This is a genomic window from Pilosibacter rotomagensis (assembly GCF_045062245.2).
Classification (GTDB): domain Bacteria; phylum Bacillota; class Clostridia; order Lachnospirales; family Lachnospiraceae; genus Pilosibacter.
In genome coordinates this window covers 140,019-161,641 of the sequence record NZ_CM170323.1, presented here as the reverse complement: position 1 = coordinate 161,641, position 21,623 = coordinate 140,019, and the positions used below count along the sequence as shown (strand labels likewise).

The window sequence follows — 21,623 nt, the reverse complement described above, 5'->3', positions numbered from 1 at the left end:
ACTCCTTTCTGGTCATTCTTCATTTATTCCAAACATCGTGCCTATTTCACTTTCATGCTCAATAGACACTTCTAAATCTGCCGTTACCGTTCCATTGTCGAAAAGGATAATTCTTGAACACACCCGACTAATAAACTCATAATCGTGCGATACCACAAAGACAATTTTTCCCTCAACTACCTTTCGGATAAGTTTTGCCACCTGTTCCATGCTGTCAAAGTCAAGTCCGCTTGTCGGCTCGTCAAAAACAAGAAGCTCTTTTCCGCAAATCATACTTACTGCAACAGCTAAACGCTGTTTCTGACCGCCAGACAGCGTATTTGGATGTCTTTCTCGGAATTCCGCTATATCAAGGTCTGCAAGTGTTCGGTTTATCAATTCATAATCTGGATTTTGTATTCCAATCATACATTCCATTTCAACTGTTTCTGCAAAAAGCTCATAATTAACATCCTGCATAACCATATAAGAACGCTTCATGCGGTCTTTTGTATTCTGAGGTTTGCTTTCCCAAAAGAAATCTCCTGAATACTCTTTGTGCAGACCACAAAGTGTTCTTAGAAAAGTGGTTTTTCCTGCTCCATTGTGACCGACAATCCCTATAATTTCTCCTTTTGCGGCTTTAAAACTGATATGTTCCATAACTGGTTGCTTGTTATAATACAAGGATACATTTTTTATTTCTAAGACCATAGGTAAATTCATTTTCTTCTGTGAACACAAATGAATACTGCTTAGATTTGCAGCCCTAAGTCCCATTTTTTCTCTCATATAATCGGAAAGTTCCATAAAGGATTTTGGCGTGTAAATTTCTTCTATTTTCCCGTCTGATAAATATACAATTCTATCAGCTAAATCCATCAAATAATAAAGCCGATGTTCCGCAATTAAAACAGTTTTTCCCTGTTCTTTAATGAGACGCAGGTTTTCTTTTAAGCCGTTGATAGCGTCCATATCCAAATTGGAAGATGGTTCGTCTAAAAGGTACACTTCTGGATTCATAGCATATACGCTGGCAAAGGCAATTTTCTGTTTTTCTCCTCCAGACAATCCAAAGATGTTTCTGCCTCTCAAATACTCAACATTCAGTTCTTTAGCTGTCGCATTTAATCTCTTATGTAATTCTTCTGGCGGTAGAGCTTCATTCTCAATGCCAAAGGCAATTTCACTATCTGTATCCACATTAAAAAACTGTGTTCTGGGATTTTGAAAAACACTTCCGACACATGATGAAATTTCATACATTGGCATTTCTGATATTTTCTTTTTCTCTATTGTTACTGTTCCTTTTAACTCTCCTGTAAAGAAATTTGGAATAAGCCCATTTATCAGCCTTGTAATTGTCGTTTTTCCACATCCTGAACGCCCGCAAAACAAAATAAATTCGCCCTTTTTTATGGATAATTCTATATTCTCAAGACTTCCATTCATTTCATCTGGATAGGAAAAACTGATTTGTTTCAATTCAATCATTGATATGTCCTCCTATACAAACAAGCCCACGACAAATAATGCAGAAAAACAACCTATTATCAATATATCTCTTATCCTAAAGCGTATCTGAACAATACAAGTGCGCGGCAAAGGATTTTCAATTCCCCTTGTTACTGCTGCAATCGAAAGCTCATCTGCTGCTTTAGAAGCTGCCATAAGGAGAGGAACATATACACACTCTATTGCCATACTCGGATTTTTTATAAAACTCCTAAATGATGGCGATACATCTCTTAGCCGCATTGCATCCTTTATGTAGCGCCAATCCTCCCGAACAGTTGGGAAATAACGAAGCATAACCGCAAAGGGAACAACCACCTTTTTAGGAATATGCGCTTTGTTCATGGCGGATAAAAATTCATTTACTCTTGTTGTCGAAAGCACAATCCCCGAAAGTAAACCGCAAGGATATACCTTGAAAAACAGGCTAAGCCAAGCAATAAACATTGTATGAGCTGTACCTACCCCATCCTGTAAAAACAGCATCGTAAATCCATATAAAATAGAATAGAATGCCGTTCCGATTATGGTATATCTAATTTTCCCAGATAAAACGCCATATACGGCAATAAACGCAATCAGAATACACTCATACTGCAATGTGGGTGTTGTAGTTGCTGTTAAAGCACAAAGACCTATCAAAATAATTTTTGTCCGAGGGTCAAAATTAAGAAATCTGGTTTTGTGTTCTAACTGAAGGGTCATGCTGTAATACCTGCTTTCTCAAATTGCTTTTTCAACATTTTGCTTCCAACATATCCACTAATGCCTGCTACTAAAATCGTTCCAATATACATAACAACAAGTACCCACCAATCTGCGGCAGACTGCATAGCATCAATGTAATCCTGCGTAGTACCGTTTTTCAGCATTGTACCCGCCCATGCTTCTGGATTGATAAAATAAGCAAGATATGTTCCTGTTGAGCCTAATGAATATACAATATATGCCAAAATATTCACTTTTTTGCTGTGATACCCTTTCAGTCCCGCAAGAAAATCTGCAAGAACAGCTCCTATCAAACCGCCGAGACACATTGCCCAGTGCATTCCTAATATAAAACCAATAGTCGCTAATAATATACCAATAATTGTAAGTGTTCCTCTTTTTGGCACTTTAGCCATTAAAAGCAGAAAAACGGGTCCTGGCAGCAAAGCTGCTCCAATTGGGTAATAAAAAGTAAGTGTCGGCGTAACAGCAAAGATTGTTCCTCCTATCATGGAGCATACAGACAGAATAGCCGTAAATACTCCAATAACAATCAAATCCTTAACCGTCAGTCCTTTTTTCGCCTGTGTTTGAATAGACATATTAAATTCCTCCATTTTCTGATTTTTTCACGAATTGACTTATATTTTCAGTCGTGATATAATCGTGTTAGTTATTTCTAACTTTAATATTCATTATACTCTTGACGGTGCCTTCCTCCAATATCTTTGCACAAGGAAAGCCCAAAACGTATGACAAAACGACCAAAATGTATGAAAGAATGGTGAGACATGTTGGAAATTGGAAATTACTATCACGAAGAACTTATCAAAAATGGATTTCGTGAAAAAGCAATAAGCAACGAATTTAATCCTATCGGCAAACTATATTCCATTCCATCAGAAATGGGAAATGGTGTTTTTTGGATTTATGGTCAAAAGGACTTATACGACATAAAAATCCACGATTTCTATTTTTTTGAAGATTCTTTTTACGACTTAGAACAAAGGGAATGTTTAGACATTTGTCTGTATGAGTCAATATCGGGCGAAGAAATTTCTCCTTATCGCCGCCTGACAGCAGGATGTGTGAAATGTTTTATAGGTGGCAACAAACCATGTATGACCCTCATACATAAAAATATACCTATCCGCACTATTGAAATTGAAATCATGCCTGCTTATTATGAAAAGTATCTGCAAGAGAGTTTCCCGAATGAATATGTTGCCCCACACGAAGCATTCCATAATATTTCTTGGACTGATAATTTTCCAGAAATGATTAGTCTGTTACATCAGATATGGAATTATCGTGGCGAAGGTATAGCGGCAAAACTTTTTTATGAGGGAAAGGTTGCAGAAGCAATTTCACTTGTTATTGACTACAATCACAGGCAAAAACAGGTACAGGAAGTGCAGATTTCAAAACAAGATATGAAATCTCTTGAAAATGTTATCGCTTATATCAACGACCACTTTAATTGTGATATTTCAGTTGATAATCTTTGCCGTATTGCATGTATGGGCAGAACAAAATTTAAAACATTATTCAAGCAGATTTATAGCTGTACCATTACAGATTACATTAGCCAAAGACGGTTAAGCCATGCTGAAAATTTGCTCACAACTACTGATTTTACGGTAGAACAGATTGCAGTTGCTGTTGGATACAGTAATGCAGGGCGTTTTGCTAATATATTCAAAAAAAGTACAGGATTGTTCCCAAATGAATATAGAAAAATGGCTCAACGAAGATAATTTTTACAGATTACAGGACAGAGAGAAAATTCTCTGTCCTTTTTATATATCTGCATTTTATCTCCTATTACAAGAAGTTTTATCTCTTATATCAAGATATTGTATCTCGTTTAATAAGAATTCCTGTTTCCTTAAAATATATAAGTAATATTTCACGGAAAGAGGGTGTCTATTTTGAATGAGATTGATGCAAATTTTGACTTTATGCAGATAGGACAAGCTATCAAGGCAGCCCGTGAACGAAGCGGGATAACAAGAGAACAGTTAGCCGAACAGCTTGATATTACACCACGCCATCTCCAATCTGTTGAAAATGAAGGGCAGTATCCAAGTTTTCAGTTATTCGTTCAACTTATCACAATGTTCCATATATCGGCAGATGAATACATATTTTTAGATAAGCAAACGAAAAAAAGTTCTCTACGCAGACAAGTCGATGCACTTCTCGATACCTTTGACGATAGAGAGATGAGAATTATTGAGGGAACCGCGAAAGCTATATGTAAGGCAAAAGAGCCAGAGGAATGACCTCTGGTTTTCTTTCGCCTTTTTTAATAGGCAGGTGTTCCATATCCAAAGATAAAACTGCTGCCAATAGAATAGCTGTGCTGTGCGACCACATCTCCATTCGGATGAGCTGCATCGCTCGTATTTCCTTCCACTGTATAAACCATTCCATTTTCAGCTTTCTCCACAATTCCCACATGGTCGGTTGTCCCATCTCCGTTCCAATCGTAAAAGATAATGTCGCCTGCCTGTGGCTCATAATTCTTATCCTGCCATTGTCCGTTGCTTTTAAACCAATTCACACCGTTCGAACAAAGGGAAAATTTTGGAAGAATGCCACTCTCAATATACCCACATTGATTAGCACACCATGACACAAAACAAGCACACCATTCCTCACGGCTATCAAATCCGTACCATGACCAGTAGGGCTGACCACCCTCATTGCCAAGCTGCGTCAAAGCCACCTCTACAATCGCCTGATTGCCTCCGCTTGTAAACGCCCGCCCGTATGGATAATACCGAAGCACATGGGAAACATACTGGGTATCGCCGTAGCTTTCCCATCCCAACCGTTCTGCCTGTATGGTAGAAAACTCTACCGCATTGGCATAGGAGTATCCGCCATAGTTGGTTTTCGCCCATGAGATATATCCATTTCCAAAATTGTAACCCTGCAAAGCAAGTTTGATACGCTCCATATCAATCGGGTTTTCCACCTCTGCCGCAGATAAGCAGGCGGCTAAATTCTGGATGCCTACGTTGATAGAATACTCTGGGTCGGTAATGCCATTGGGTGTGTTCGGATAACGGGTATTATAACCGCACTCAGAAGCCTGCATCGGGTCATTCCCACGCCCTCCGCTTTCCTGCATCATCACGGCTTTTATCAGCTCCACATATTCGGGAATGCCATGCTGTTTTGCGTATTTCTGTATCAAAGGCTCATAGGCTTCCACCTCTGCGCTGACAGGCGTATAGGAATTGCTTTCGCTGTCGCCGCCAAATAAGGACACGGCACATCCGAGCATGACAACAATCAGGATAATCAATACGGCAATCCAACCGCCTGCGATAATGGCAGAAATCAACGCCTTTGTTCCTGCGATAATCGCCCTGACTGCGGATACTGCCGCCCTGACCGTCGCCTTTGTCGCTTCGGCTGTGGCTTTTGCCGTGACTTTCGCCGCCTGCGCCGCTTTCTGGGCTGACATTGCAGACGCCTTTGCTGCCGCCTGCGCTGATTTAGCGGTCTGCTGCGTGGTCTTAATCGCCGTTTTCGAGGTTGCCTGTGCGGTTTTTACACTTTTTTCTGCCGTCTTGATTGTCCCTTTCGCTGTGGATTTGACCGTTTTTTCTGCATTTTGGGCGGTGGTCTTTATTGTTTTTCTGCCTTGCCTTCGGGTCTTTATCAACTGGCTTTTCCCATCCGCAGAAGTATCGGGAGCAGAAGAATGGCTCACTGTTCCGTTTCGGAGCTGTGAGCCGTTCTGTTCTGCAGAAGCCCGTGCCTTTTTCTTCTCAGCGGCTTTTGCTGCCCGTTTCTGCTGAAACTCTGCCGCCTTTTCCTTTGCCTTAACAATATTTCCTTTTGTCGCCTGAACAGATTTCTGCCCCTGCTTATTGAATTGATGGATACCCTCGTCTTTTACACGGTCTGCGGTATAAGAGAGTTTATCTGCCGCATATTCGGTGGCAGAGCCTTCCTCCGCATAATACCCCTGCTCCGCCTTATCCTTTGTTTTGGCATAGACGGACTTCATGCGCTCACTGGCAATGGCGGCTTTGTCTATGGTCTTTATCGTGCCTTTGACTGCATCTCTGGTCTTTATATCAGCCATGCAAAACCTCCTTTCCCAGAAGGATTACAGCCAAATCACACGACCTTTTTTGCCACCACTGCAAGCCTGCCATTTGGGGCGGAGTATTCGCAGGTGGAAAGGGTAATGAGCTTGTCGCCGTATTCGGCGGTCACACCTGTGTCATAAAGAGCAAGCTCTTTACATTTTCCGATATAAGCGTCAAATTCTTCCTCATTTTCCGCATCCGCAAAGTCATAGTACCGATAGCCCTCGGCACTGTACGCCACAGTCTTAAACACAGCAACGATTTCATACTCCGCCTGTTCCGTAAGGGTATCAAATTGGATAGTCCTGTGTTCCTCATAAAAACCCTTGTCCTTGTAGTTCTCCAATGCGCCGAACATTCTCTGCCCTGTGATGTGATGACCGTAGATAATCAGATTGTCACTTGTAAGGATGTCGCAATTCTCTTGGATATACGGTACACCTAAATCACTGTATTCTTTTTCAAAATTGTGCTTCAGATAATAGTTGGGATTATCCTTCGTCTGCATAACGGGATAATTGATGTTCGTACCATCAATGGAAATCCAACCGACCATATCTTCATTCTGCAAATAAAGCTCCTCATATTGGGCAAGTATATCCTCTCCCTCGCTGACGGGCGTATCTTCTGGCGTTTCTTCCTTCACAGGGGCATTTTCCACGAATTGGGAAAGCTCCCCAAACAATTCCGCCTGCTCGTCCATCTGTGCATAGTGGTCATAGATATGCCAACCACAAAAAGCCGCCGTACCTAAAAAGGCAGCGGCGGCGATAACACAGAGAATAGGTTGATATTTTTTCAATTTCATAGGCTTACTTTCCTTTCACTCATTTGATTTTCTGATTTACCGTGTATGCTCGGTCTGCTTCTTAGGCGTGGGTAAATCCCTGCAATATTCGGGATACCTGACCTTGATGCCCTCTACAAAGTACGGGGCAAATTCACAGCAGAATAAATCCTCTGGGGTAAAGCTCTGCTCCCGTCCTTCTTCTACATAGTTGTTCCAGAGATTAAAGGCAAGGCGGCAGACCTTGACGGTTCCGCTTGTCTGCCATCCGCCGTGCATCCCCTCTGGTATGATACAGTCATTTTTAAAGTCAAACATCCGATTGATATTCGCCCTCGTTTCTCCTGCGATACCCATGACATAGAAAAATGCCCTGTGATAACAGTCATTTACCCTGCATTTCATCATGTTGTCCAGAAAGAAATCTCGATGGGCTGCATTGCGAAACCTAATATCCGCCATTTTCCAATACCTCCTTAATCCTTTTTTGTGCAACTGCAAAATAGTTTTCGTTAATTTCCGCCCCTAAATAGCTCCTGCTGTTCATCATCGCCGCCAGAGCCGTGCTTCCTGTCCCCATAAAACCGTCAAAAACAAGCTCTTGGGGTAGACTGGAAATCTGTATGAGCCATGATAAAAACTCCACATTCTTTACCGTCGGATGATATATCTTGCTTTTCTTCTGCCAAATAGAATTATAGGTTGACTTTGGATATTCCTCTCCAAACCAACAGGCTGGAAACCGTGTTTTATATTTTTTACTCGGCTCCCGCCCTCGCTGAAATTGTGTCCCTTCTTTTTTTCGATTTTTCAGCAGACGGGTTTGCTGAAATACCCGCCGTCCTTTCTGGCAGAAGATAATCCATTCCGCATTGTTAGCGTAACTGCCTTTCAAGTCACCAATTCCGCCCACCACCCCTTTTTCCACTACCAAACAATTCTTTACCGTAAATCCTGCCTGTTTCAGACATTCATAATGATACGGGTAGCAATCAAAACGGGTAAAAAAATAAGCGTGGGAATTTTCACGCAAAATACGGTAGCTTTCCCATGCAAACCTTTCATAGTCTATCCCTGTATCTCCCTCCAATATCTGGTGTTTCCTTCTCGTAAAATGGTTTTGGTAGGAGATACCATAAGGCGGGTCAGTCAGGATAAGTGACACATAATTATCGGGAATTTGTGCAAACAACTCCATACAATCGGCATGATAAATCTGGTCATGCAATCCCCTTGTTTCAACCTGCGCCCGTAAAAGTTCCGCACTGCACATCGGGTTAAACCTCCCCGAACTTCGTCGTCATCAGCTTATAAAGTTCCGTATTGCGTGGGAACTGATTGACAAACGGTACAAGGGAGCTGCCGACTTTCAAAAGTCCTTGTCCTGCGCCCACATTTGTGATATAGCCCATCTGCAAGTCAGAGATATTCAGGAGCTTGGCAAGCTCAATCCTGTCCGTGGATGCCTGATTCAGCATGATGATAAATTCACTGTTGGCAAGCATTGTCCTTGCCGTATGGCTCTGCAAAAGGTCGTCCACATTCTGGGTAATTCCTGTGCAGTATGCACCATATTTCCGCACACGCTTCCAGAGCGTAAAGAGGAAATTGGCGGAATACTCATGCTGAAAGAGCAGGTAAATCTCATCAATGAAAATAAAGGTATTTCTGCCTTTCGCCCTGTTCATCGTGATACGGTTTAAAATGCTGTCGAGGACAACAAGCATACCGATGGGCTGCAACTGTTTTCCCAAGTCTAAAATGTCATAGCAGATAAGTCGGCTCTTTGTGTCCACATTGGTGTTCTTAGCAAAGGTATTCAGAGAACCGTCTGTAAAAAGTTCAATGGCAAGGGCGATTTCCTGTGCTTCTGGCTCATTCTGCTTTAACAGCTCCTCACGGAAGTCCTGCAAGGTGGGCGGCGTTCCCATATAGTTGCCCTGCTGATAGTAACGGTAAACGCCTGCCGTACAGCGGTCAATAATGGATTTCTGCTTTGCTCCCAGACTTGCGCCGCCGATGAGCTGCTCGCAAAGGGATAAAATAAACTCCGATTTTAAGATAACGGGGTTTGCACCGTCACCGTAATCAGAATTCATGTCCATAGCGTTGATATGATTTTCACTCGTTGCGGAAATGTGGACAACCTCGCCCTGCATGGCTTTCACAAGGGGCGAATATTCTCTCTCTGGGTCTATGATAATCACATCGGCGTTAGGGTCTGTGAGAATGATGTTCGTCATTTCCTCCTTTGCCGTAAAGGACTTTCCTGCGCCAGACACGCCGAGGATAAAGGAATTTCCGTTCAGCAGGTGGCGTCGGTTGGCGATAATCATATTTTTTGAAATCACATTCTGCCCGTAGTACACACCCTTTTCGTGATAGATTTCCTGCACTCGGAAGGGAATAAACACCGCAAGGCTCTCCGTTGTCAGTGTCCTTAATGCGTCAATCCGCCTTACGCCAAAGGGCAGGGCTGTGTTCAGACCGTCCATCTGCTGATATTTCAGTACGGCGAACTGGCATAAATTCTTCCGTGCCGTAGTCAAAAGTGCTTCCGTATCGTTGTCAAGCTGCTCTTTGGTATCGGCGGTATGCACCATCGTCAGCACTGCAAACATCATTCTCTGGTCACGGGTCGTCAAATCGTCCAGAAACTCCTTGCTCTCCCTGCGCTGCTGCTCCAAATCATAGGGGATAACAGCGGAAAAATTGTTGTTCTGGTTTTGCTTCCTCTGCCAGTTCGTTATATTTGTTTCCACACCTAAAAGACGGTTTTCCACCTCCCTCACGGCTTCGTCCGTGGGAACGGGAACAACGTCAACGGACAGCATCATGTTCCTGTTCAGCTCGCAAAGTTCCGCCACCATGCTGTCTTTGATATAGGCGGCATATTCCCTTAAAAAAATCACACGCCCGTACCGATTGCCCATCTTAAAACAGTCCTTTTCAAATTCAAAGGTATCGGGGCAGATATAATCCTTAAAATCGTGACCTTTCCGCATGGACTGCACCATGTCAAACGAAAAAGCGGTTTCCTCTCCCGTGCGGTAAAAGTCATGGAAGATACGGAGCTTTTCCCCTGCGTCAAGTTCCCTGCACTTTGAGCCAAGACGGTTGAAATGGGAAATCAGGTCTGCGCCGACACGGGCAAAATAGTTTCTCGCTTCTTCGATATTCTTCTTGCAGACAGATACCGTCACATACTTATCCTGCACGATGGAGCTTGCGCCCGTTACCTTGTCGAGCAGCATTTTGTTGTATTCCTTACGGTATTTGTCCAGACTGTCCTGCGCCATCGGGATTAAAATGGTCTGTTCAAAATCCGCCTTGTTCAAACGGCGGTTGTTGATTGTGATTTTGGTGGTCGCACCGCTGTCAAGGGCATTGAGAAGCTCGGAATATTCCAAAAACATCGCTTCCTTGTCCTCACGGCTCGCCACCGCATAATTGATGTCCTCAAACTGAAAGGTCTTGGCATATTTGTTCTTTCCCACAAGGAAAATACCGTCCTCCCAGACCGTTTTCATGGGAATGACCGCCTGCACCGATTTCGGTACAGCAAATTTTTCCTTATCCTGCTTGAACAGGTTTCTAAGCGTCTTTATCATGGCTTACCTCCTTACGCTTTTTTGATTTCTTTTCTTTCCTTTTCTCTGGTTTCTGTTTCTTGGACGGAACGGGCAGCCCCTTTTCCCTTGCTTCCATGTTCGGCTTCAACGCCTCATAGTAGAGATTATCTGGTGCAAATAGAATCTTCTTTGGCATGAGAAATTCCGATTTTATCCACGCCCAGACAAACTGCTCTGCACTCATCCCGTTGTATCTGATGAAACCCATAGCGGCAAAGGGGAACGCCCCTAAGATACACACCCAACTAAGGGTTTCCGTTCCGAACTTCGGGCGGAGCAGGAAATATAGCCCCACCGCCACGCCGCAGGCAAGGACAGAAAAAATGAACTGCCGAAGCGACAGTCCAAAAAACATACTCTCCGTATAATTGCGGATTTCCTTATTTATCTTGACTTCCAATCAAATAGCACCTCCTTTTGGACATAAAAAAATCGCCACCTCTTAGAAGTGACGATTTCCAATCATACTTTTTATAAAATTTCTGGCTCTGGCACTGTTTCCTCAAATAGCTGCATTAAATCATGGTTTGCACCGATATTCGTGACTTCAAAATGATTTAAGCAGTAGGGAAGCCATGTTAATTCACGGCTCATTTCACGGATAAGGTCAAAAATCTCCAAATCCGTTGTCTTGTACTTAGAGTGATACCCTGAATACTGTTCATGGGAAAAATCCCGTTTCAAAAGATAATCCCGTATCTTCCCATAAGCGCCATTCGGATTCGTTTCCGAAAAGTGTTCTTTTAAGTCTTTGACACGAAGGTCAAAATAGAGTGCTTTTAAATGCTTTGCTTCCCGCCTTGCCATTATGCCACGCTTAACCTCTTTGTATAATGATACAAAACATCCTCTACGGCAAAATCATCTTCATTTTCCCCATCGTCGCTATTGTACCATACCCACTTTGTTACATAATCCATGAACCACGCTTTTTCCTTCAGGGACGTAATGATGCTCCCAAACGCCCCATAGTCTTTTGGATTTCCATTGCCTGTAAAACAAATCGTTCCGTCAGCTTCCTGTGTCTGGTTCAGCTTATATCTGGAAAACGCCTGTTCCAACGCCTGATAGATACTTTCCACACGGTACTTGCGCTCCGCCAGTATCTTTTCCTCATCCATTTTTATCTCTAATTTCAGCATAAACAGCCTCCTTTAAAAATGCTATTTCTTTGCCTGCTTTTTATTATAACCGATTGGCTAAGAAAAATCTACCCTTTTACAAGCCCATCATTTCCCGTACCACACGGTCTGCCATTTTAATTGCCCCGACTAAAACAAGCATATTAAAAACAAGCTCCCCGATATAGCTCCATACCATAGATACCGCCGCCGCATCTGGATTGACCACTGGCGGGGAAGCCGCAAATACAGAAAATATGATGCAGGCAAGTACAATGATAGCCCCCTCAAGGCACACAGCGGCATAGCTCTTGATAAAGCTCTTTCCTACGCTCTGGCTCGGCTCTCCTGCGAAGGCAGAAAGGGGAACAGGGGCAATGGCGGTATAAAGGTAGAGCTTAAAAAATCTCCCGTACACCGACATAATCATAATGAAGGAAAGTACTGTAATGAACAGACCGCCGATAAGCGTGACCGCCCATAGCGGGATACTCTCAAAAAATCCGCAGTCCTCAACCGCCGTAACGATTTCCTGCGGTAATACGGTCTGTTGTGCCGACCCGAAGCCTGCGGCGTTCATAATCGTAGATATGATACCCTGCACAATCCGAAACAGAGCCATCATCAGCTCCAGCCCATAAGTGACCGCACCTTTGGCAAGGGCGAAGCGGATAAACAGCTTCAACGCCTGCTCTGGTCGTTTGACCTCCGCAAAGTTGCCGCAAGTGCGCATCACGCCTGTCACAAAAAACAGTACCAAAAGGGCAAGCCCTATCGCCTGCAACGCCCCATGAATATCTACAATGACATCCCATATCGCACCGCCCTTAAAATTTTCTGGGGATTGGGTAATGAGCTGCCATATCTCGGCTAACTTCTCATTCCAAGTGTTTAGGGCGTTCTCTAAATTCTGCACCACCCAGTTATCAGACATTCGACCACCTCCTTACTAAAATCGGCTTACGGGGAAGCCGTAATATAAAGCTGCCCCGCAAGTCCTGTCTTGTGTCTATGGGTTGTTCTGTCTGCTGCTCTTTTATCAGCCTGTGATGAGCGTCAAAATCTCCTTTGCAAAGGTAATGACAACGCCGCCCGCAAGGGTCAGGAACCCATTCGCCCTCTGGGAAGGGTCGTGGGATTTCAGCGACAGACCAATCTGCACGATACCGAAGCCGAGCATAATCATTCCCACAGCCCTTACCAGACCGAAAATAAAATCGGAAAGGTTATTGACTACGGTAATCGGGTCATCGGCTGCAAAGGCAGTCGTGGAAGCTGCAAACAAAAAGGTCATCGCCATGACCATCATACAATAGAAACGGAAACCTTTTTTCACTTTTCCAGTCATAGGCAGCTTAGTAGTTTCTTCTTTTTTCTTGAAAATTCGCATAGATAAAATCCTCCTTATAAATGGAATTGTTCTTCTAAATCCTCCTCGGACAGAAGCTCGTAGGAAGTGCTGACAGCCGCAACGCTTACAGCGTTTTTCGGAATATCGCTGTCAAACACAAGGGTTGCGACAGCCTGCGTCGGCTCGCCGTGAAGATAAGGCGGCTGTCCTCCGTCTGCTGTCAGTTTCACATTGGGGTGTTTTAAAATATCATACTTAAAGTCCATCACGGGACGTTCCCCGCGCACAAAAAGAAGTGCGTAGCGGTTGTCAAGCATACGCACCTCGTCTGGCGTTAAAAGTTCACGCCCCGATATTTGATAGTTGGTAGAATAATTCCCACTCCGTCCAGAGCTTTTCCCATAGGTGTTGGTATCAATGGTTTCCTTTCCCAACAGCTCCGACACATATTTGTGGGTACTCTGTTCATTGCCGCCCAAATATAAGAAGCTGTCACAATTCCCCACAATGCTTTCCCATTGCTTTTCAAACAGGGCTTTCAGCTGCGCCAGATTCTGAAGGATGATACTGGCCGACACGCCTCTCGACCTCATGACCGAAAGTATCTTATCGAAGTCATCGGGCAGCGAAACATTGGCAAATTCGTCCATGATGAAATGGCAATGGACGGGCAGGCTTCCGCCGTACCTGTGGTCGGCAAGGTAAAAAAACTGTTGGAATAGCTGCGTGTATAAAATCGACACAAGGAAGTTAAAGCTCGTATCATTGTCTGGTATCAGGGCGAATAAGGCGACTTTCTTTTCCCCCAGAGAGGGCAGGTCAAGCTCATCGGTAGCGGTAAGTCCCGCAAGGCTCTCCAGATTGAATTTTTCAAGCCGTGCGGCAAGGGTTATCTGGATGCTCTTTAGCGTCTTGGCACTTCCGCTGTGGTAATCGCGATAGTATTTCAGTGCGATATGCTCTGGATTTTCCATCTCAAGGCGGTCAAACAGCTCATCTAAAGGGCTGATATAGCTGTCGTCATCCTCATGGACTTCGCCTGCCCGTAAAAGCTCCATGACCATCGGGAAATTCTGCTCGTCAGGCGGCGCTTCGTATTTCAGATAGAACACAAGGGAAAGAAGCAGCATACTCGCCGCCGTATCCCAGAACGGGTCTTGTGACTGACTCCCTTTGGGCGTGGTCGCCTTAAAAAGATTAGTCACAAGACGCTGCACATCGTTATCATTCCTCAGATACACAAACGGATTGTAGCAATGGCTCTTATGCATATTGATTAAATCAAGCACCCGCACCTCATAGCCTTTCTTTTCCAAAAGACCACCCACATCCCGCACAATCTCTCCCTTGGGGTCTAAAATGACCATTGAAGTATTGCACTGCATGGCGTTGGGCTTACAAAAAAAGCGGGTCTTACCTGCCCCAGAGCCGCCGCAGACTAAAATATTTAAGTTGCGGCGGTGCTTTTTCCCATTCAGACCGATACGGACATTCTGGGTCAGCAGCTTGTTCTGGGTCGGGTCTTTATCACGGTACTTTTTATTCAGCACACCTGCGCTGCCCCATTTTGCCGAGCCGTGTTCCTCCCGCCTGCGGTAGTTCCTGCGTGTGGAAAGAAAGATGCCGATACCCATCCCATAAGCAAGCAAAAAAAGAAGGACAGTCCTTATGCTGTCCTCACATACCGTTATGGAAAATGGCTGACTGATTGCGGCGGATAAACCGCTGATTATCTCCACGATGCCGCCGCTGACATAAGGAGCTGTCAGCAGGGCAAGCCATACAACAGGAATCATTCCGCATACGGCAAGGATTAGGCTCGTCTTATTCTCATCGCTCCGCATAGCACCTACTATTCACAACCCTGACTTTCTTGGTCGGGGCATGGGCTACCGTACTTATCAGTTCATCAACAGGGTCGGTGGGGCGTTCCTCCTGTATCTGCTGTGTCCGCAGGGTATTGAGTGCGTTCAGCACGATATTCTTATCATACTTATCGAGGGCGATATAATAGCGTTCCTCTTTCATCGGCTGCACCTCCCCTTAGCGTTCCTGCTCTTTAGACTTCGGCGGCTTGTTCTTCTCCATGCTCTTATACATATCGCTCTGGATTTCGCCCATGACATCACGCATCGAGCCAAGCTCGCCTTTGAACGCCTGCGTGTCCATTCCCTCATACTCTTTAGGCAGCTTTCCAAACTGAAACCCTCTGGTGTCTACGCCGTAACGGGAGCTGACCATATAGGCGACACAAAAGGATTTAAACTCAGAAGCGTCACGGCTCTCGTTATATTTAAAATCAAAGACTGCCGCCGCAACTTCCTTTGACATACTCACAAAAAGCTGTTCCTCGGAAAGCCCCGTCCTGATAAAAATCGTCTGTTGGGAGCCGTCATAGAAAGCAGGAACTTCCAATTCCTCCACAGGCTGAAAACCGACAGGGCTTGCGTCAATCAGCGCCGACACAAGCTCACGGATAGATTTCCCCTCCTGCAGCTGCTGTCTGTCCTTTGCCGAGGTTTCGGAAACGTCATAAACCTCTTTGGCATTATAACCTACCGCTTTCGTGCCGTCGTCACGGGTATATTCCTTGCTCGGCTCAAGGATAACGACCTTTCTCGCCTCCTTATTTACATAGGTTCGGCTCTGCTTCCAAGCCGCCTTTTCCTTCAACTGCGTCGCTTTAGGCATTTGTGCTGATACTAAAATGGCATTATTCACAGAATAGCGGTCAAACCGTCCCTGCACATCAAGGTACTGGCGGAACGCCTCTGTGTTTCCCATCATTTTTTCGCAGGTATTGTCAATCAGCTCATAGGCTTCCTGACGCTGCGCCTGCTTCTGTGCAGCCCACTCCTCTTTATTAAAAGGACGGCTGCCATTATTGAAAACATCATAAATACTCATTTATCTCGCTCCTTTCGCTCTTTTTGATTTCTTCCGCTTCGGCGGCTGCTTATGCTCCGTCTTTCCCACACGCTGTTTCTTCGCCTTATCGGAAGATTTTTCTTTGCCGACAGAGGAAGTATCGGCTTCCTGTTCCTTTCGGCTCTCCTTGATTTTCCGCAGTTCTTCTCTGACTGACGGCTTCTCTGTCTTAGTCATAATAGCCCCCTCTGCGGATTTCTTTGGCTGCTCTGAGGTAGGCTCGGACAGAGGGGATTTTTCTGTCTTTGCCACCGAGGGGTTTGGGGCGTTCTCCTCCTTCTGGACAGGCTTTCCCATAAGGGCGTCCATGAGCTTGTCCTTCTCCGCTTTTTCCTGCACGCCGACATCTGGCTCTGGCTGACCGTCCTTTCCTTCCTGCGATACCACTTTTCGGTCTTGGGATTTCTCTGCCTCCTGCACAATGGCGGCGGTATCTACCGACGCCAAGTTAAAGCGTTCCACGATACGGCTGATTTTCGATGCGTCCTCGGCTCTGGCAATCACGTCCACCTCCGCATTGGGGTCTTTGTTCTTACGGTCTGTAAGGACACAGTAGAGAACACCATACTTTTTCGCTTCCTGCGTAAATTTCTGCAAATCGCCTTTCCTGACCGTAAAGACTTTCAGTTCTTTCCCAGAACGCAGCATACTCGTCAATCTCGCCTTACCTTTTGTTTTCTTTTCCTCTTTGAGAATGGAATATAAGAGGATAGCAATATTTTTCGCTCCCGCCCCCGTGATTTTGACAGCGACCTCAAATCCCTCCAAGCTCATTCGGACGATTTGTTCCGCCGCTTCGCCTCCTGTGTTCATCCTTTATCAGCTCCTTTCCGTTCTGTTCCTTCTCGTCTGCCCGTATCACTTTTAATTTTTCTCTGAGAGTATCGCTGCGGGCTTCAATACCCTCGCACAGTCTGACCTCCTTCCGTAAAAATTTCATGCGCTCTGTAATCTTTGTAAGCCGAGCCCTGACCGCTTCTTTTTCTTGCCCGACAGATGTTCGGGATTTGGAATAAAGCCCCTTTCGCTGTTCGGTCAGCTCGGTCATTTCGGATTGCAGAGAGTTTTTATAAACACAAAGCTGCTCTGTGGTATCGATGTGACAGCGGCAGAGCAGCCTTGTTTCCTGTGTGATAGCTTCCATCTTCATCAAATCATCTTTCAGCAGATAGTGAAGCCGTGCATAATTCTGTTTCCTGTTTTTCGGCAGGATACCGAGCTTATAGCAGTAATGAAGATACAGCCCCCGCAGCCCGCCGATTTTCTTAGCGTTCTTCAAAGTGCCTTTGACACGGTATACTCTTGTCTGCGGCTGCGCTCTGGAAAAGCTCTGGAATTTGACCGCATAGGAATTTTCCCTGATACGCTCCAATATCCTCTCATTGGTATAGTCCTCTCCGAGCTTATAAAGCCGCTTCGGTCTTTGCCACCCTTTCCCGATAATCGTCCAGTATTTGCGGTTGGGGTCAAGGTTTATCCGATAACCCATAGACGCAAGCTCACGGTCAAAGTCTTTCAGTGTAAAGGATTTGGAAACCGCTTCGTCTACTGCCTGACGTGCCACATTGTCCCTCGTAGGTCGCCCCTGCTTTTCGGCTTGGTAAAGGGCGTATGGCTTTTTCCTGCCGCTTGGGTGTTCAATGACAGACAGGGCATATTCCCTGCACAATTCATCAGAATGCCTGCGGAACAGCCGCAGATTTTTCTTGTTGTCGTGATAATGTTTCCCGTCCGCAAAAGAAACAGAATTTACGACAAAGTGGTTATGCAGACACTCGGTATTTAAGTGGGTGGCTACAATGACCTGAAATCTGTCGCCCCACATCCTCTCCGCCAACTTTACGCCTACCTCATGGGCAACCTCTGGCGTGACTTCTCCATGCTTAAAGCTCTGGAAGCCGTGGTAGCATACAATCTTACTCTCGTCATTCCACTGATGCTTGGCAATCATCATCTCCTCCCTCGCTATGGCGGGGTCGCAGTTCACGCCTGTGACAAAGAAACGTTGTTCCGCCTTATCGTCAGTTATCGTCTTATTCTTATTCGTGGCATACTCCATCACATCTACCAGTGCCTGTAAATCACTTTCACTGTATTTTGGATTGGCGGTCTTTTCTGGATTTTGGGCATAGTCGATAGGATGGTCGAGCCTGCCTTGCACATCCCATATTTCGCAGACCGCCATCAGGACGCTTTTATGGGAAGCAGGTATTTCTTTCGGACAGCGACTTGAAATTCATGCCACCGCTTGGCTTCCTCACGGAGCATAGGTGCGTCCACAAAATCAAGGGCGTTGGCTTTCGCCGCAAGCTGGTTGACACGGTTGCCGATGGCAGACAGCTCTCGCATCATCTTATAAAACTCTGGGTCAGGCTTCTCGCACAGGCGGTATCCCTTTACCATTTCTCTTAGGAACGCTTCTCTGGTACGCCCAGAACGCTCCACAAGGATTTGGAGCTGTTCGGCTTCCTCGTCATTCAGTCGGAAAAGTATCTGCACGTTTCGGTTTCTCACTTTTATCTACCTCCTTTTCGGAGAGCCTGTTTATCTGCATCAGGCACATGACGACCACACCCGTCAAGCCGCCAATCATTGTACCGATGATAAAGCATAAAAACTCGCTCATTCTTAAAAGCTCCTTTCTTCATTGGGGTATTAGGGGACAGCCCCTAACAAGCGAATTTGCGTTCCATCGCCAGATGGATAATCAAATTCAGTGCTTGGTAAGACTTATTCTTCACACTCGTCCTCATACATACATTCTTGGCATACGGGGCAGAAGTACGGACAGTCCGAACAATCCTGCTCCAGACACTCGTCCTCTCCCTCAGTCTTTACCCCGTTTTCTTCCATACCATCCTTGTCAGCGTCCTGAATATCGGCTTCTCCGCAGACAAAATCCTCATCGGAAAACTCGATAAGGTCGGTGTCAAAGAGAATGGTTTTAACTTTTTCCGCCGCCTGTTCGGTGCTGTCGGCATAGACGGAAATGGTCTTTTCATAGTGTCCTGTGAGCGTTACATCATACTTTTTCAATGGTTCATTCCTCGCTTTCATTCTAAAATTTAGGGTGGATTGACTGTCTTTTTCTTAAAAATCTGCTACTTGGTCAACGGACATCACTCCTTTCACGGGTAGGTTTCTGCTTTGCAAGCCCCAGATAAGACATTAAAAAATCGTTGACATCCTTGCCGATAGGCGGCGGAGCGTCAACGATTTTGTAGTCATCTTTCAATAATTCAGTTAAAGCGGCAGTACAAAGCCTGCCTGTCTTGTCATTATCCAAGTGCAGGATAACGGTCTTGATTTGCGGGTTTTCCCGCAGATAAGTGGAAAGGGCAATGGGGATTTTACTGTCCTTTATCTCCTTTTTAGGCTGATAGACACCCGAAAGGGAGAGCAGGTTTTCTTTCCGATAATCCTTTCCCTCACACTTGAGATAGGTGGCATAGGACAATAAATCAATGGCAGCTTCAAATAAATGCACCGATACGCAAGGCTCTCTTGCCAAAAGTCGGAACGAATACCGCTTGTCGCTGCCTGATGCGTCGCCCTTAAAGGAACTGCCGAGGGTACTGCGAAGCGCCGCATACTTTGGCATTCCGCCTGCGTCCTTTCCCACAAAGACAGCATTGTGGTACTTCTTACCTTCATAAATAATGCCCTCGGCAATACATTCCTGTATCAGCGAATAATCAATACCACGCCCGAACAGGTAATCCGTCACACGGTCTGCGCTTGGATTTTTCTCTGGCAGAAGCAGCACCTTTGGCTCGTCTTTTTTTACCGCAAGAGACGGTGGTTTCCAATCCGCTGTGATACCAGTGAGAGCTTCAACGGCTTCTACGAAACTATACTCCCTGACTTTAATAAGATAATCAAGGGCGGATACGCCGCCAAAACCTCTTGACCACCAGTACCATTTACCATTGGAAATCTTCAGGCTGTCATGCTCTCTGGTACAGTACACGTTGCCTGCCACACGCTTTAGATTGCTCGGCTCATACCGTTGCAGATAAGAAAGCAAATCCATCTGCCGTGCCTGCTCGATAACCGCAGGGTCAAGCTCCACATAAGGTCGGTTACTTCTCATCGAATAGCTCATCGCTCCTTTCCTGATATAATCTTTTCCGTCTTGACCATATAGTCCTTAAAATCCGTTATGGTCTGGCGTAAATCTTCCATGTGGGAATAGTCCGTTTCAAGCCATTCCTCATAGACTTCCTGCAACAGATTAGGCGACTTCATCAGGGCTTTTGCCTCCTGTGGGGAATAATCCGCATTAGAAAAACACTCGACAATATCACTTTTTAAAACAATTTGATATGCTGCATCATAAATCTCCTGCGGCGGCTTGCCCAATATTTCCTCCCGAAAAGCAGAAAGTTCCCTCTGCACCTTATCGGTCAGCCTTTGGTTAAGTGACTGCTTATACTCCTGATAGTTCAATTTTGCACCTCCTTGAAAATAAATTAAGCCGAAAAATTTTCCATAATAGAAAACCTCTCGGCTATGTAAAAATACAACTATTTAAAAGCAATGAAACCATAAACCTTTCTCTATCTTTGATACAACTATATAAAATATTCTCGTATTGGACATTGAAGATTGTTCTCATCTGACAAGCAGCAATCTTCTATCGGCTCGTAGCAATCATGTGTATAAAAAGGGCATTTTTCGCAAATACCAGTAGAAGCTGTATCTTCTACTCCATCAAATTTTTCTGGCGGCATAAACCCGTCTGGAAATTCAACCAATATATATTTTTTCATACCCAATCCTCCATTTCTTTAAAATTCAATCTCTCTATAACACTCTACTTACACTATCTTTTTAAATTATATCATTCGCATTTCGCTTTTACAAAGATACGATTTTACTTCTCCCTCTTGATTAACACCTTTTTAAATTTGATAAAACACCTTCTTTCTATCAAGTTGTGACAGCAGTGCTGACACAACCTTCAAATCCATATTTTATTGTATCCTGTAATGATACTCTTTTCAACTTGCCATTTTTTCATTCTGGCTATGTAAAAAGGCGGCATCAGCACTCACGCCAACGCCGTCTTTTCTTCGGTCAGACCGTTATAAAATCCCCGCCTTTTTCAGATACCCTACACCGTCATAGCATCCACGCAGGTAGACCGACTGCAATTCCATATCCACAAGCTGACTTTTCAGCTCCATCACATGAATAAGCGCCGCACATTCTTCTTTTGTCAGCTCCGCCGCCTGTTCGCTGTCACACACGCCTAAGACGGCAGGATACTTATCGTACAAGCTCTCTATCTCATCCCGCAACGCTTGATATTTCTCATTTCCCTTACTTAGCTTTGCGACGACAGAGCTTAAATATTCACTGAAGATATTGCTGTGGACATCTACAAAGGTTTCAAATCTAAACGTATCAGACACCGCTATCACCTCCGACATTCCTGAAAGTCTATACCTATTATACCGCCTGCTTTTTGGCAATACAAACGTGCAA

General features: G+C 44.8%; 27 protein-coding genes. 2 read left to right on the top strand and 25 right to left on the bottom strand.

Annotation, left to right across the window (positions count from 1 at the left end; genetic code table 11):
* Nucleotides 1-12: 12 nt before the first annotated feature.
* Genes ACI3EW_RS00720 through ACI3EW_RS00710 form a run of 3 tightly spaced genes read right to left on the bottom strand, consistent with a single transcriptional unit; the run spans nucleotide 13 to nucleotide 2,804 of the window.
* Nucleotides 13-1,473: an ABC transporter ATP-binding protein gene (locus ACI3EW_RS00720; protein WP_405578852.1), complete on the bottom strand. Its 1,461-nt coding sequence runs from the start codon at nucleotides 1,471-1,473 to the stop codon at nucleotides 13-15.
* A gap of 12 nt (nucleotides 1,474-1,485) precedes the next feature.
* Nucleotides 1,486-2,199 (bottom strand): energy-coupling factor transporter transmembrane component T, encoded by a 714-nt coding sequence (locus ACI3EW_RS00715; protein WP_405578855.1) that lies wholly within the window; start codon nucleotides 2,197-2,199, stop codon nucleotides 1,486-1,488.
* A complete protein-coding gene (locus ACI3EW_RS00710; RefSeq protein WP_405578858.1) occupies nucleotides 2,196-2,804 on the bottom strand; it encodes an MptD family putative ECF transporter S component in 609 nt (202 codons plus the stop codon). The genes ACI3EW_RS00715 and ACI3EW_RS00710 overlap by 4 nt, the downstream gene beginning before the upstream one ends.
* A gap of 189 nt (nucleotides 2,805-2,993) precedes the next feature.
* Between ACI3EW_RS00710 and ACI3EW_RS00705 the strand changes: the two genes are divergently transcribed.
* Nucleotides 2,994-3,959, top strand: a complete 966-nt coding sequence (locus ACI3EW_RS00705; RefSeq protein WP_405578861.1) for a helix-turn-helix domain-containing protein — start codon at nucleotides 2,994-2,996, stop codon at nucleotides 3,957-3,959.
* Nucleotides 3,960-4,133: 174 nt separating this feature from the next.
* Complete coding sequence (locus ACI3EW_RS00700; protein ID WP_463668442.1) at nucleotides 4,134-4,487, top strand: helix-turn-helix domain-containing protein; 354 nt, start codon at nucleotides 4,134-4,136, stop codon at nucleotides 4,485-4,487.
* Between the two features lie 23 nt (nucleotides 4,488-4,510).
* Here ACI3EW_RS00700 and ACI3EW_RS00695 read toward each other — a convergent pair whose 3' ends face one another.
* From ACI3EW_RS00695 to ACI3EW_RS00590, 22 genes are all read right to left on the bottom strand, one after another.
* On the bottom strand, nucleotides 4,511-6,307 hold the full coding sequence (locus tag ACI3EW_RS00695) for a lysozyme family protein (RefSeq protein ID WP_405578864.1): 1,797 nt from the start codon (nucleotides 6,305-6,307) through the stop codon (nucleotides 4,511-4,513).
* Between the two features lie 35 nt (nucleotides 6,308-6,342).
* The gene (gene srtB, locus ACI3EW_RS00690; RefSeq protein WP_405578901.1) at nucleotides 6,343-7,116 is read right to left on the bottom strand and encodes a class B sortase; all 774 of its coding nucleotides are present in this window, start codon (nucleotides 7,114-7,116) and stop codon (nucleotides 6,343-6,345) included.
* A gap of 42 nt (nucleotides 7,117-7,158) precedes the next feature.
* Nucleotides 7,159-7,563 (bottom strand): DUF6075 family protein, encoded by a 405-nt coding sequence (locus tag ACI3EW_RS00685; protein WP_405578867.1) that lies wholly within the window; start codon nucleotides 7,561-7,563, stop codon nucleotides 7,159-7,161.
* The gene (locus tag ACI3EW_RS00680) at nucleotides 7,550-8,374 is read right to left on the bottom strand and encodes a DNA-methyltransferase (RefSeq protein ID WP_405578870.1); all 825 of its coding nucleotides are present in this window, start codon (nucleotides 8,372-8,374) and stop codon (nucleotides 7,550-7,552) included. The genes ACI3EW_RS00685 and ACI3EW_RS00680 overlap by 14 nt, the downstream gene beginning before the upstream one ends.
* 4 nt (nucleotides 8,375-8,378) lie before the next feature.
* Nucleotides 8,379-10,712: a VirB4-like conjugal transfer ATPase, CD1110 family gene (locus tag ACI3EW_RS00675; protein WP_405578873.1), complete on the bottom strand. Its 2,334-nt coding sequence runs from the start codon at nucleotides 10,710-10,712 to the stop codon at nucleotides 8,379-8,381.
* Complete coding sequence (locus ACI3EW_RS00670; RefSeq protein WP_405578876.1) at nucleotides 10,696-11,133, bottom strand: PrgI family protein; 438 nt, start codon at nucleotides 11,131-11,133, stop codon at nucleotides 10,696-10,698. The genes ACI3EW_RS00675 and ACI3EW_RS00670 overlap by 17 nt, the downstream gene beginning before the upstream one ends.
* A 71-nt stretch (nucleotides 11,134-11,204) precedes the next feature.
* Nucleotides 11,205-11,540, bottom strand: a complete 336-nt coding sequence (locus ACI3EW_RS00665; RefSeq protein WP_405578879.1) for a hypothetical protein — start codon at nucleotides 11,538-11,540, stop codon at nucleotides 11,205-11,207.
* Nucleotides 11,540-11,875: a hypothetical protein gene (locus tag ACI3EW_RS00660; protein ID WP_066578250.1), complete on the bottom strand. Its 336-nt coding sequence runs from the start codon at nucleotides 11,873-11,875 to the stop codon at nucleotides 11,540-11,542. The genes ACI3EW_RS00665 and ACI3EW_RS00660 overlap by 1 nt, the downstream gene beginning before the upstream one ends.
* 76 nt (nucleotides 11,876-11,951) lie before the next feature.
* Complete coding sequence (locus ACI3EW_RS00655; RefSeq protein WP_405578882.1) at nucleotides 11,952-12,788, bottom strand: VirB6/TrbL-like conjugal transfer protein, CD1112 family; 837 nt, start codon at nucleotides 12,786-12,788, stop codon at nucleotides 11,952-11,954.
* 105 nt (nucleotides 12,789-12,893) lie between these two features.
* Nucleotides 12,894-13,244: a glutamyl-tRNA amidotransferase gene (locus ACI3EW_RS00650; protein ID WP_066578255.1), complete on the bottom strand. Its 351-nt coding sequence runs from the start codon at nucleotides 13,242-13,244 to the stop codon at nucleotides 12,894-12,896.
* Nucleotides 13,245-13,258: 14 nt separating this feature from the next.
* Entirely contained in the window at nucleotides 13,259-15,049 is a 1,791-nt protein-coding gene (locus ACI3EW_RS00645; protein ID WP_416329954.1) for a VirD4-like conjugal transfer protein, CD1115 family, read from the bottom strand.
* Nucleotides 15,036-15,233, bottom strand: coding sequence for a hypothetical protein (locus ACI3EW_RS00640; protein ID WP_416329955.1), 198 nt, complete (start codon nucleotides 15,231-15,233; stop codon nucleotides 15,036-15,038). Before ACI3EW_RS00640 ends, ACI3EW_RS00645 begins: the two co-directional genes overlap by 14 nt.
* 15 nt (nucleotides 15,234-15,248) lie before the next feature.
* Entirely contained in the window at nucleotides 15,249-16,112 is an 864-nt protein-coding gene (locus ACI3EW_RS00635) for a hypothetical protein (RefSeq protein WP_416329956.1), read from the bottom strand.
* Complete coding sequence (locus ACI3EW_RS00630; protein ID WP_405582673.1) at nucleotides 16,113-16,946, bottom strand: PcfB family protein; 834 nt, start codon at nucleotides 16,944-16,946, stop codon at nucleotides 16,113-16,115.
* A complete protein-coding gene (locus ACI3EW_RS00625) occupies nucleotides 16,888-18,318 on the bottom strand; it encodes a relaxase/mobilization nuclease domain-containing protein (RefSeq protein WP_405582671.1) in 1,431 nt (476 codons plus the stop codon). Before ACI3EW_RS00625 ends, ACI3EW_RS00630 begins: the two co-directional genes overlap by 59 nt.
* Nucleotides 18,318-18,647 carry a plasmid mobilization protein gene (locus ACI3EW_RS00620; RefSeq protein WP_405580510.1) on the bottom strand — a complete coding sequence of 110 codons (330 nt, stop codon included), beginning with the start codon at nucleotides 18,645-18,647 and terminating at the stop codon, nucleotides 18,318-18,320. The genes ACI3EW_RS00625 and ACI3EW_RS00620 overlap by 1 nt, the downstream gene beginning before the upstream one ends.
* On the bottom strand, nucleotides 18,607-18,759 hold the full coding sequence (locus ACI3EW_RS00615) for a DUF3789 domain-containing protein (RefSeq protein WP_405580513.1): 153 nt from the start codon (nucleotides 18,757-18,759) through the stop codon (nucleotides 18,607-18,609). Before ACI3EW_RS00615 ends, ACI3EW_RS00620 begins: the two co-directional genes overlap by 41 nt.
* A 104-nt stretch (nucleotides 18,760-18,863) precedes the next feature.
* Complete coding sequence (locus tag ACI3EW_RS00610; RefSeq protein WP_405580516.1) at nucleotides 18,864-19,169, bottom strand: hypothetical protein; 306 nt, start codon at nucleotides 19,167-19,169, stop codon at nucleotides 18,864-18,866.
* A 73-nt stretch (nucleotides 19,170-19,242) separates the two neighbouring features.
* Complete coding sequence (locus ACI3EW_RS00605; protein WP_405580666.1) at nucleotides 19,243-20,226, bottom strand: DUF3991 domain-containing protein; 984 nt, start codon at nucleotides 20,224-20,226, stop codon at nucleotides 19,243-19,245.
* Between the two features lie 8 nt (nucleotides 20,227-20,234).
* Complete coding sequence (locus tag ACI3EW_RS00600; protein WP_405580519.1) at nucleotides 20,235-20,582, bottom strand: DUF3848 domain-containing protein; 348 nt, start codon at nucleotides 20,580-20,582, stop codon at nucleotides 20,235-20,237.
* A 125-nt stretch (nucleotides 20,583-20,707) separates the two neighbouring features.
* Complete coding sequence (locus tag ACI3EW_RS00595; RefSeq protein ID WP_405580522.1) at nucleotides 20,708-20,905, bottom strand: hypothetical protein; 198 nt, start codon at nucleotides 20,903-20,905, stop codon at nucleotides 20,708-20,710.
* A gap of 315 nt (nucleotides 20,906-21,220) precedes the next feature.
* Nucleotides 21,221-21,550 carry a DUF6664 family protein gene (locus tag ACI3EW_RS00590; RefSeq protein WP_405580525.1) on the bottom strand — a complete coding sequence of 110 codons (330 nt, stop codon included), beginning with the start codon at nucleotides 21,548-21,550 and terminating at the stop codon, nucleotides 21,221-21,223.
* Between the last annotated feature and the right edge of the window lie 73 nt (nucleotides 21,551-21,623).

Excerpts from the sequence above, each read along its gene's own strand:
- ACI3EW_RS00595 (WP_405580522.1), bottom strand. The coding sequence starts at position 20,905 with ATGAAAAAATATATATTGGTTGAATTTCCAGACGGGTTTATGCCGCCA.
- ACI3EW_RS00630 (WP_405582673.1), bottom strand. The coding sequence starts at position 16,946 with ATGAACACAGGAGGCGAAGCGGCGGAACAAATCGTCCGAATGAGCTTG.
- ACI3EW_RS00705 (WP_405578861.1), top strand. The coding sequence starts at position 2,994 with ATGTTGGAAATTGGAAATTACTATCACGAAGAACTTATCAAAAATGGA.
- ACI3EW_RS00625 (WP_405582671.1), bottom strand. The coding sequence starts at position 18,318 with ATGGCGGTCTGCGAAATATGGGATGTGCAAGGCAGGCTCGACCATCCT.
- ACI3EW_RS00660 (WP_066578250.1), bottom strand. The coding sequence starts at position 11,875 with ATGCTGAAATTAGAGATAAAAATGGATGAGGAAAAGATACTGGCGGAG.
- ACI3EW_RS00615 (WP_405580513.1), bottom strand. The coding sequence starts at position 18,759 with ATGAGCGAGTTTTTATGCTTTATCATCGGTACAATGATTGGCGGCTTG.
- ACI3EW_RS00720 (WP_405578852.1), bottom strand. The coding sequence starts at position 1,473 with ATGATTGAATTGAAACAAATCAGTTTTTCCTATCCAGATGAAATGAAT.
- ACI3EW_RS00635 (WP_416329956.1), bottom strand. The coding sequence starts at position 16,112 with ATGAGTATTTATGATGTTTTCAATAATGGCAGCCGTCCTTTTAATAAA.
- ACI3EW_RS00640 (WP_416329955.1), bottom strand. The coding sequence starts at position 15,233 with ATGAAAGAGGAACGCTATTATATCGCCCTCGATAAGTATGATAAGAAT.
- ACI3EW_RS00675 (WP_405578873.1), bottom strand. The coding sequence starts at position 10,712 with ATGATAAAGACGCTTAGAAACCTGTTCAAGCAGGATAAGGAAAAATTT.
- ACI3EW_RS00650 (WP_066578255.1), bottom strand. The coding sequence starts at position 13,244 with ATGCGAATTTTCAAGAAAAAAGAAGAAACTACTAAGCTGCCTATGACT.
- ACI3EW_RS00605 (WP_405580666.1), bottom strand. The coding sequence starts at position 20,226 with ATGAGAAGTAACCGACCTTATGTGGAGCTTGACCCTGCGGTTATCGAG.
- ACI3EW_RS00665 (WP_405578879.1), bottom strand. The coding sequence starts at position 11,540 with ATGGCAAGGCGGGAAGCAAAGCATTTAAAAGCACTCTATTTTGACCTT.
- ACI3EW_RS00685 (WP_405578867.1), bottom strand. The coding sequence starts at position 7,563 with ATGGCGGATATTAGGTTTCGCAATGCAGCCCATCGAGATTTCTTTCTG.
- ACI3EW_RS00715 (WP_405578855.1), bottom strand. The coding sequence starts at position 2,199 with ATGACCCTTCAGTTAGAACACAAAACCAGATTTCTTAATTTTGACCCT.
- ACI3EW_RS00680 (WP_405578870.1), bottom strand. The coding sequence starts at position 8,374 with ATGTGCAGTGCGGAACTTTTACGGGCGCAGGTTGAAACAAGGGGATTG.
- ACI3EW_RS00710 (WP_405578858.1), bottom strand. The coding sequence starts at position 2,804 with ATGTCTATTCAAACACAGGCGAAAAAAGGACTGACGGTTAAGGATTTG.
- ACI3EW_RS00655 (WP_405578882.1), bottom strand. The coding sequence starts at position 12,788 with ATGTCTGATAACTGGGTGGTGCAGAATTTAGAGAACGCCCTAAACACT.
- ACI3EW_RS00695 (WP_405578864.1), bottom strand. The coding sequence starts at position 6,307 with ATGGCTGATATAAAGACCAGAGATGCAGTCAAAGGCACGATAAAGACC.
- ACI3EW_RS00645 (WP_416329954.1), bottom strand. The coding sequence starts at position 15,049 with ATGCGGAGCGATGAGAATAAGACGAGCCTAATCCTTGCCGTATGCGGA.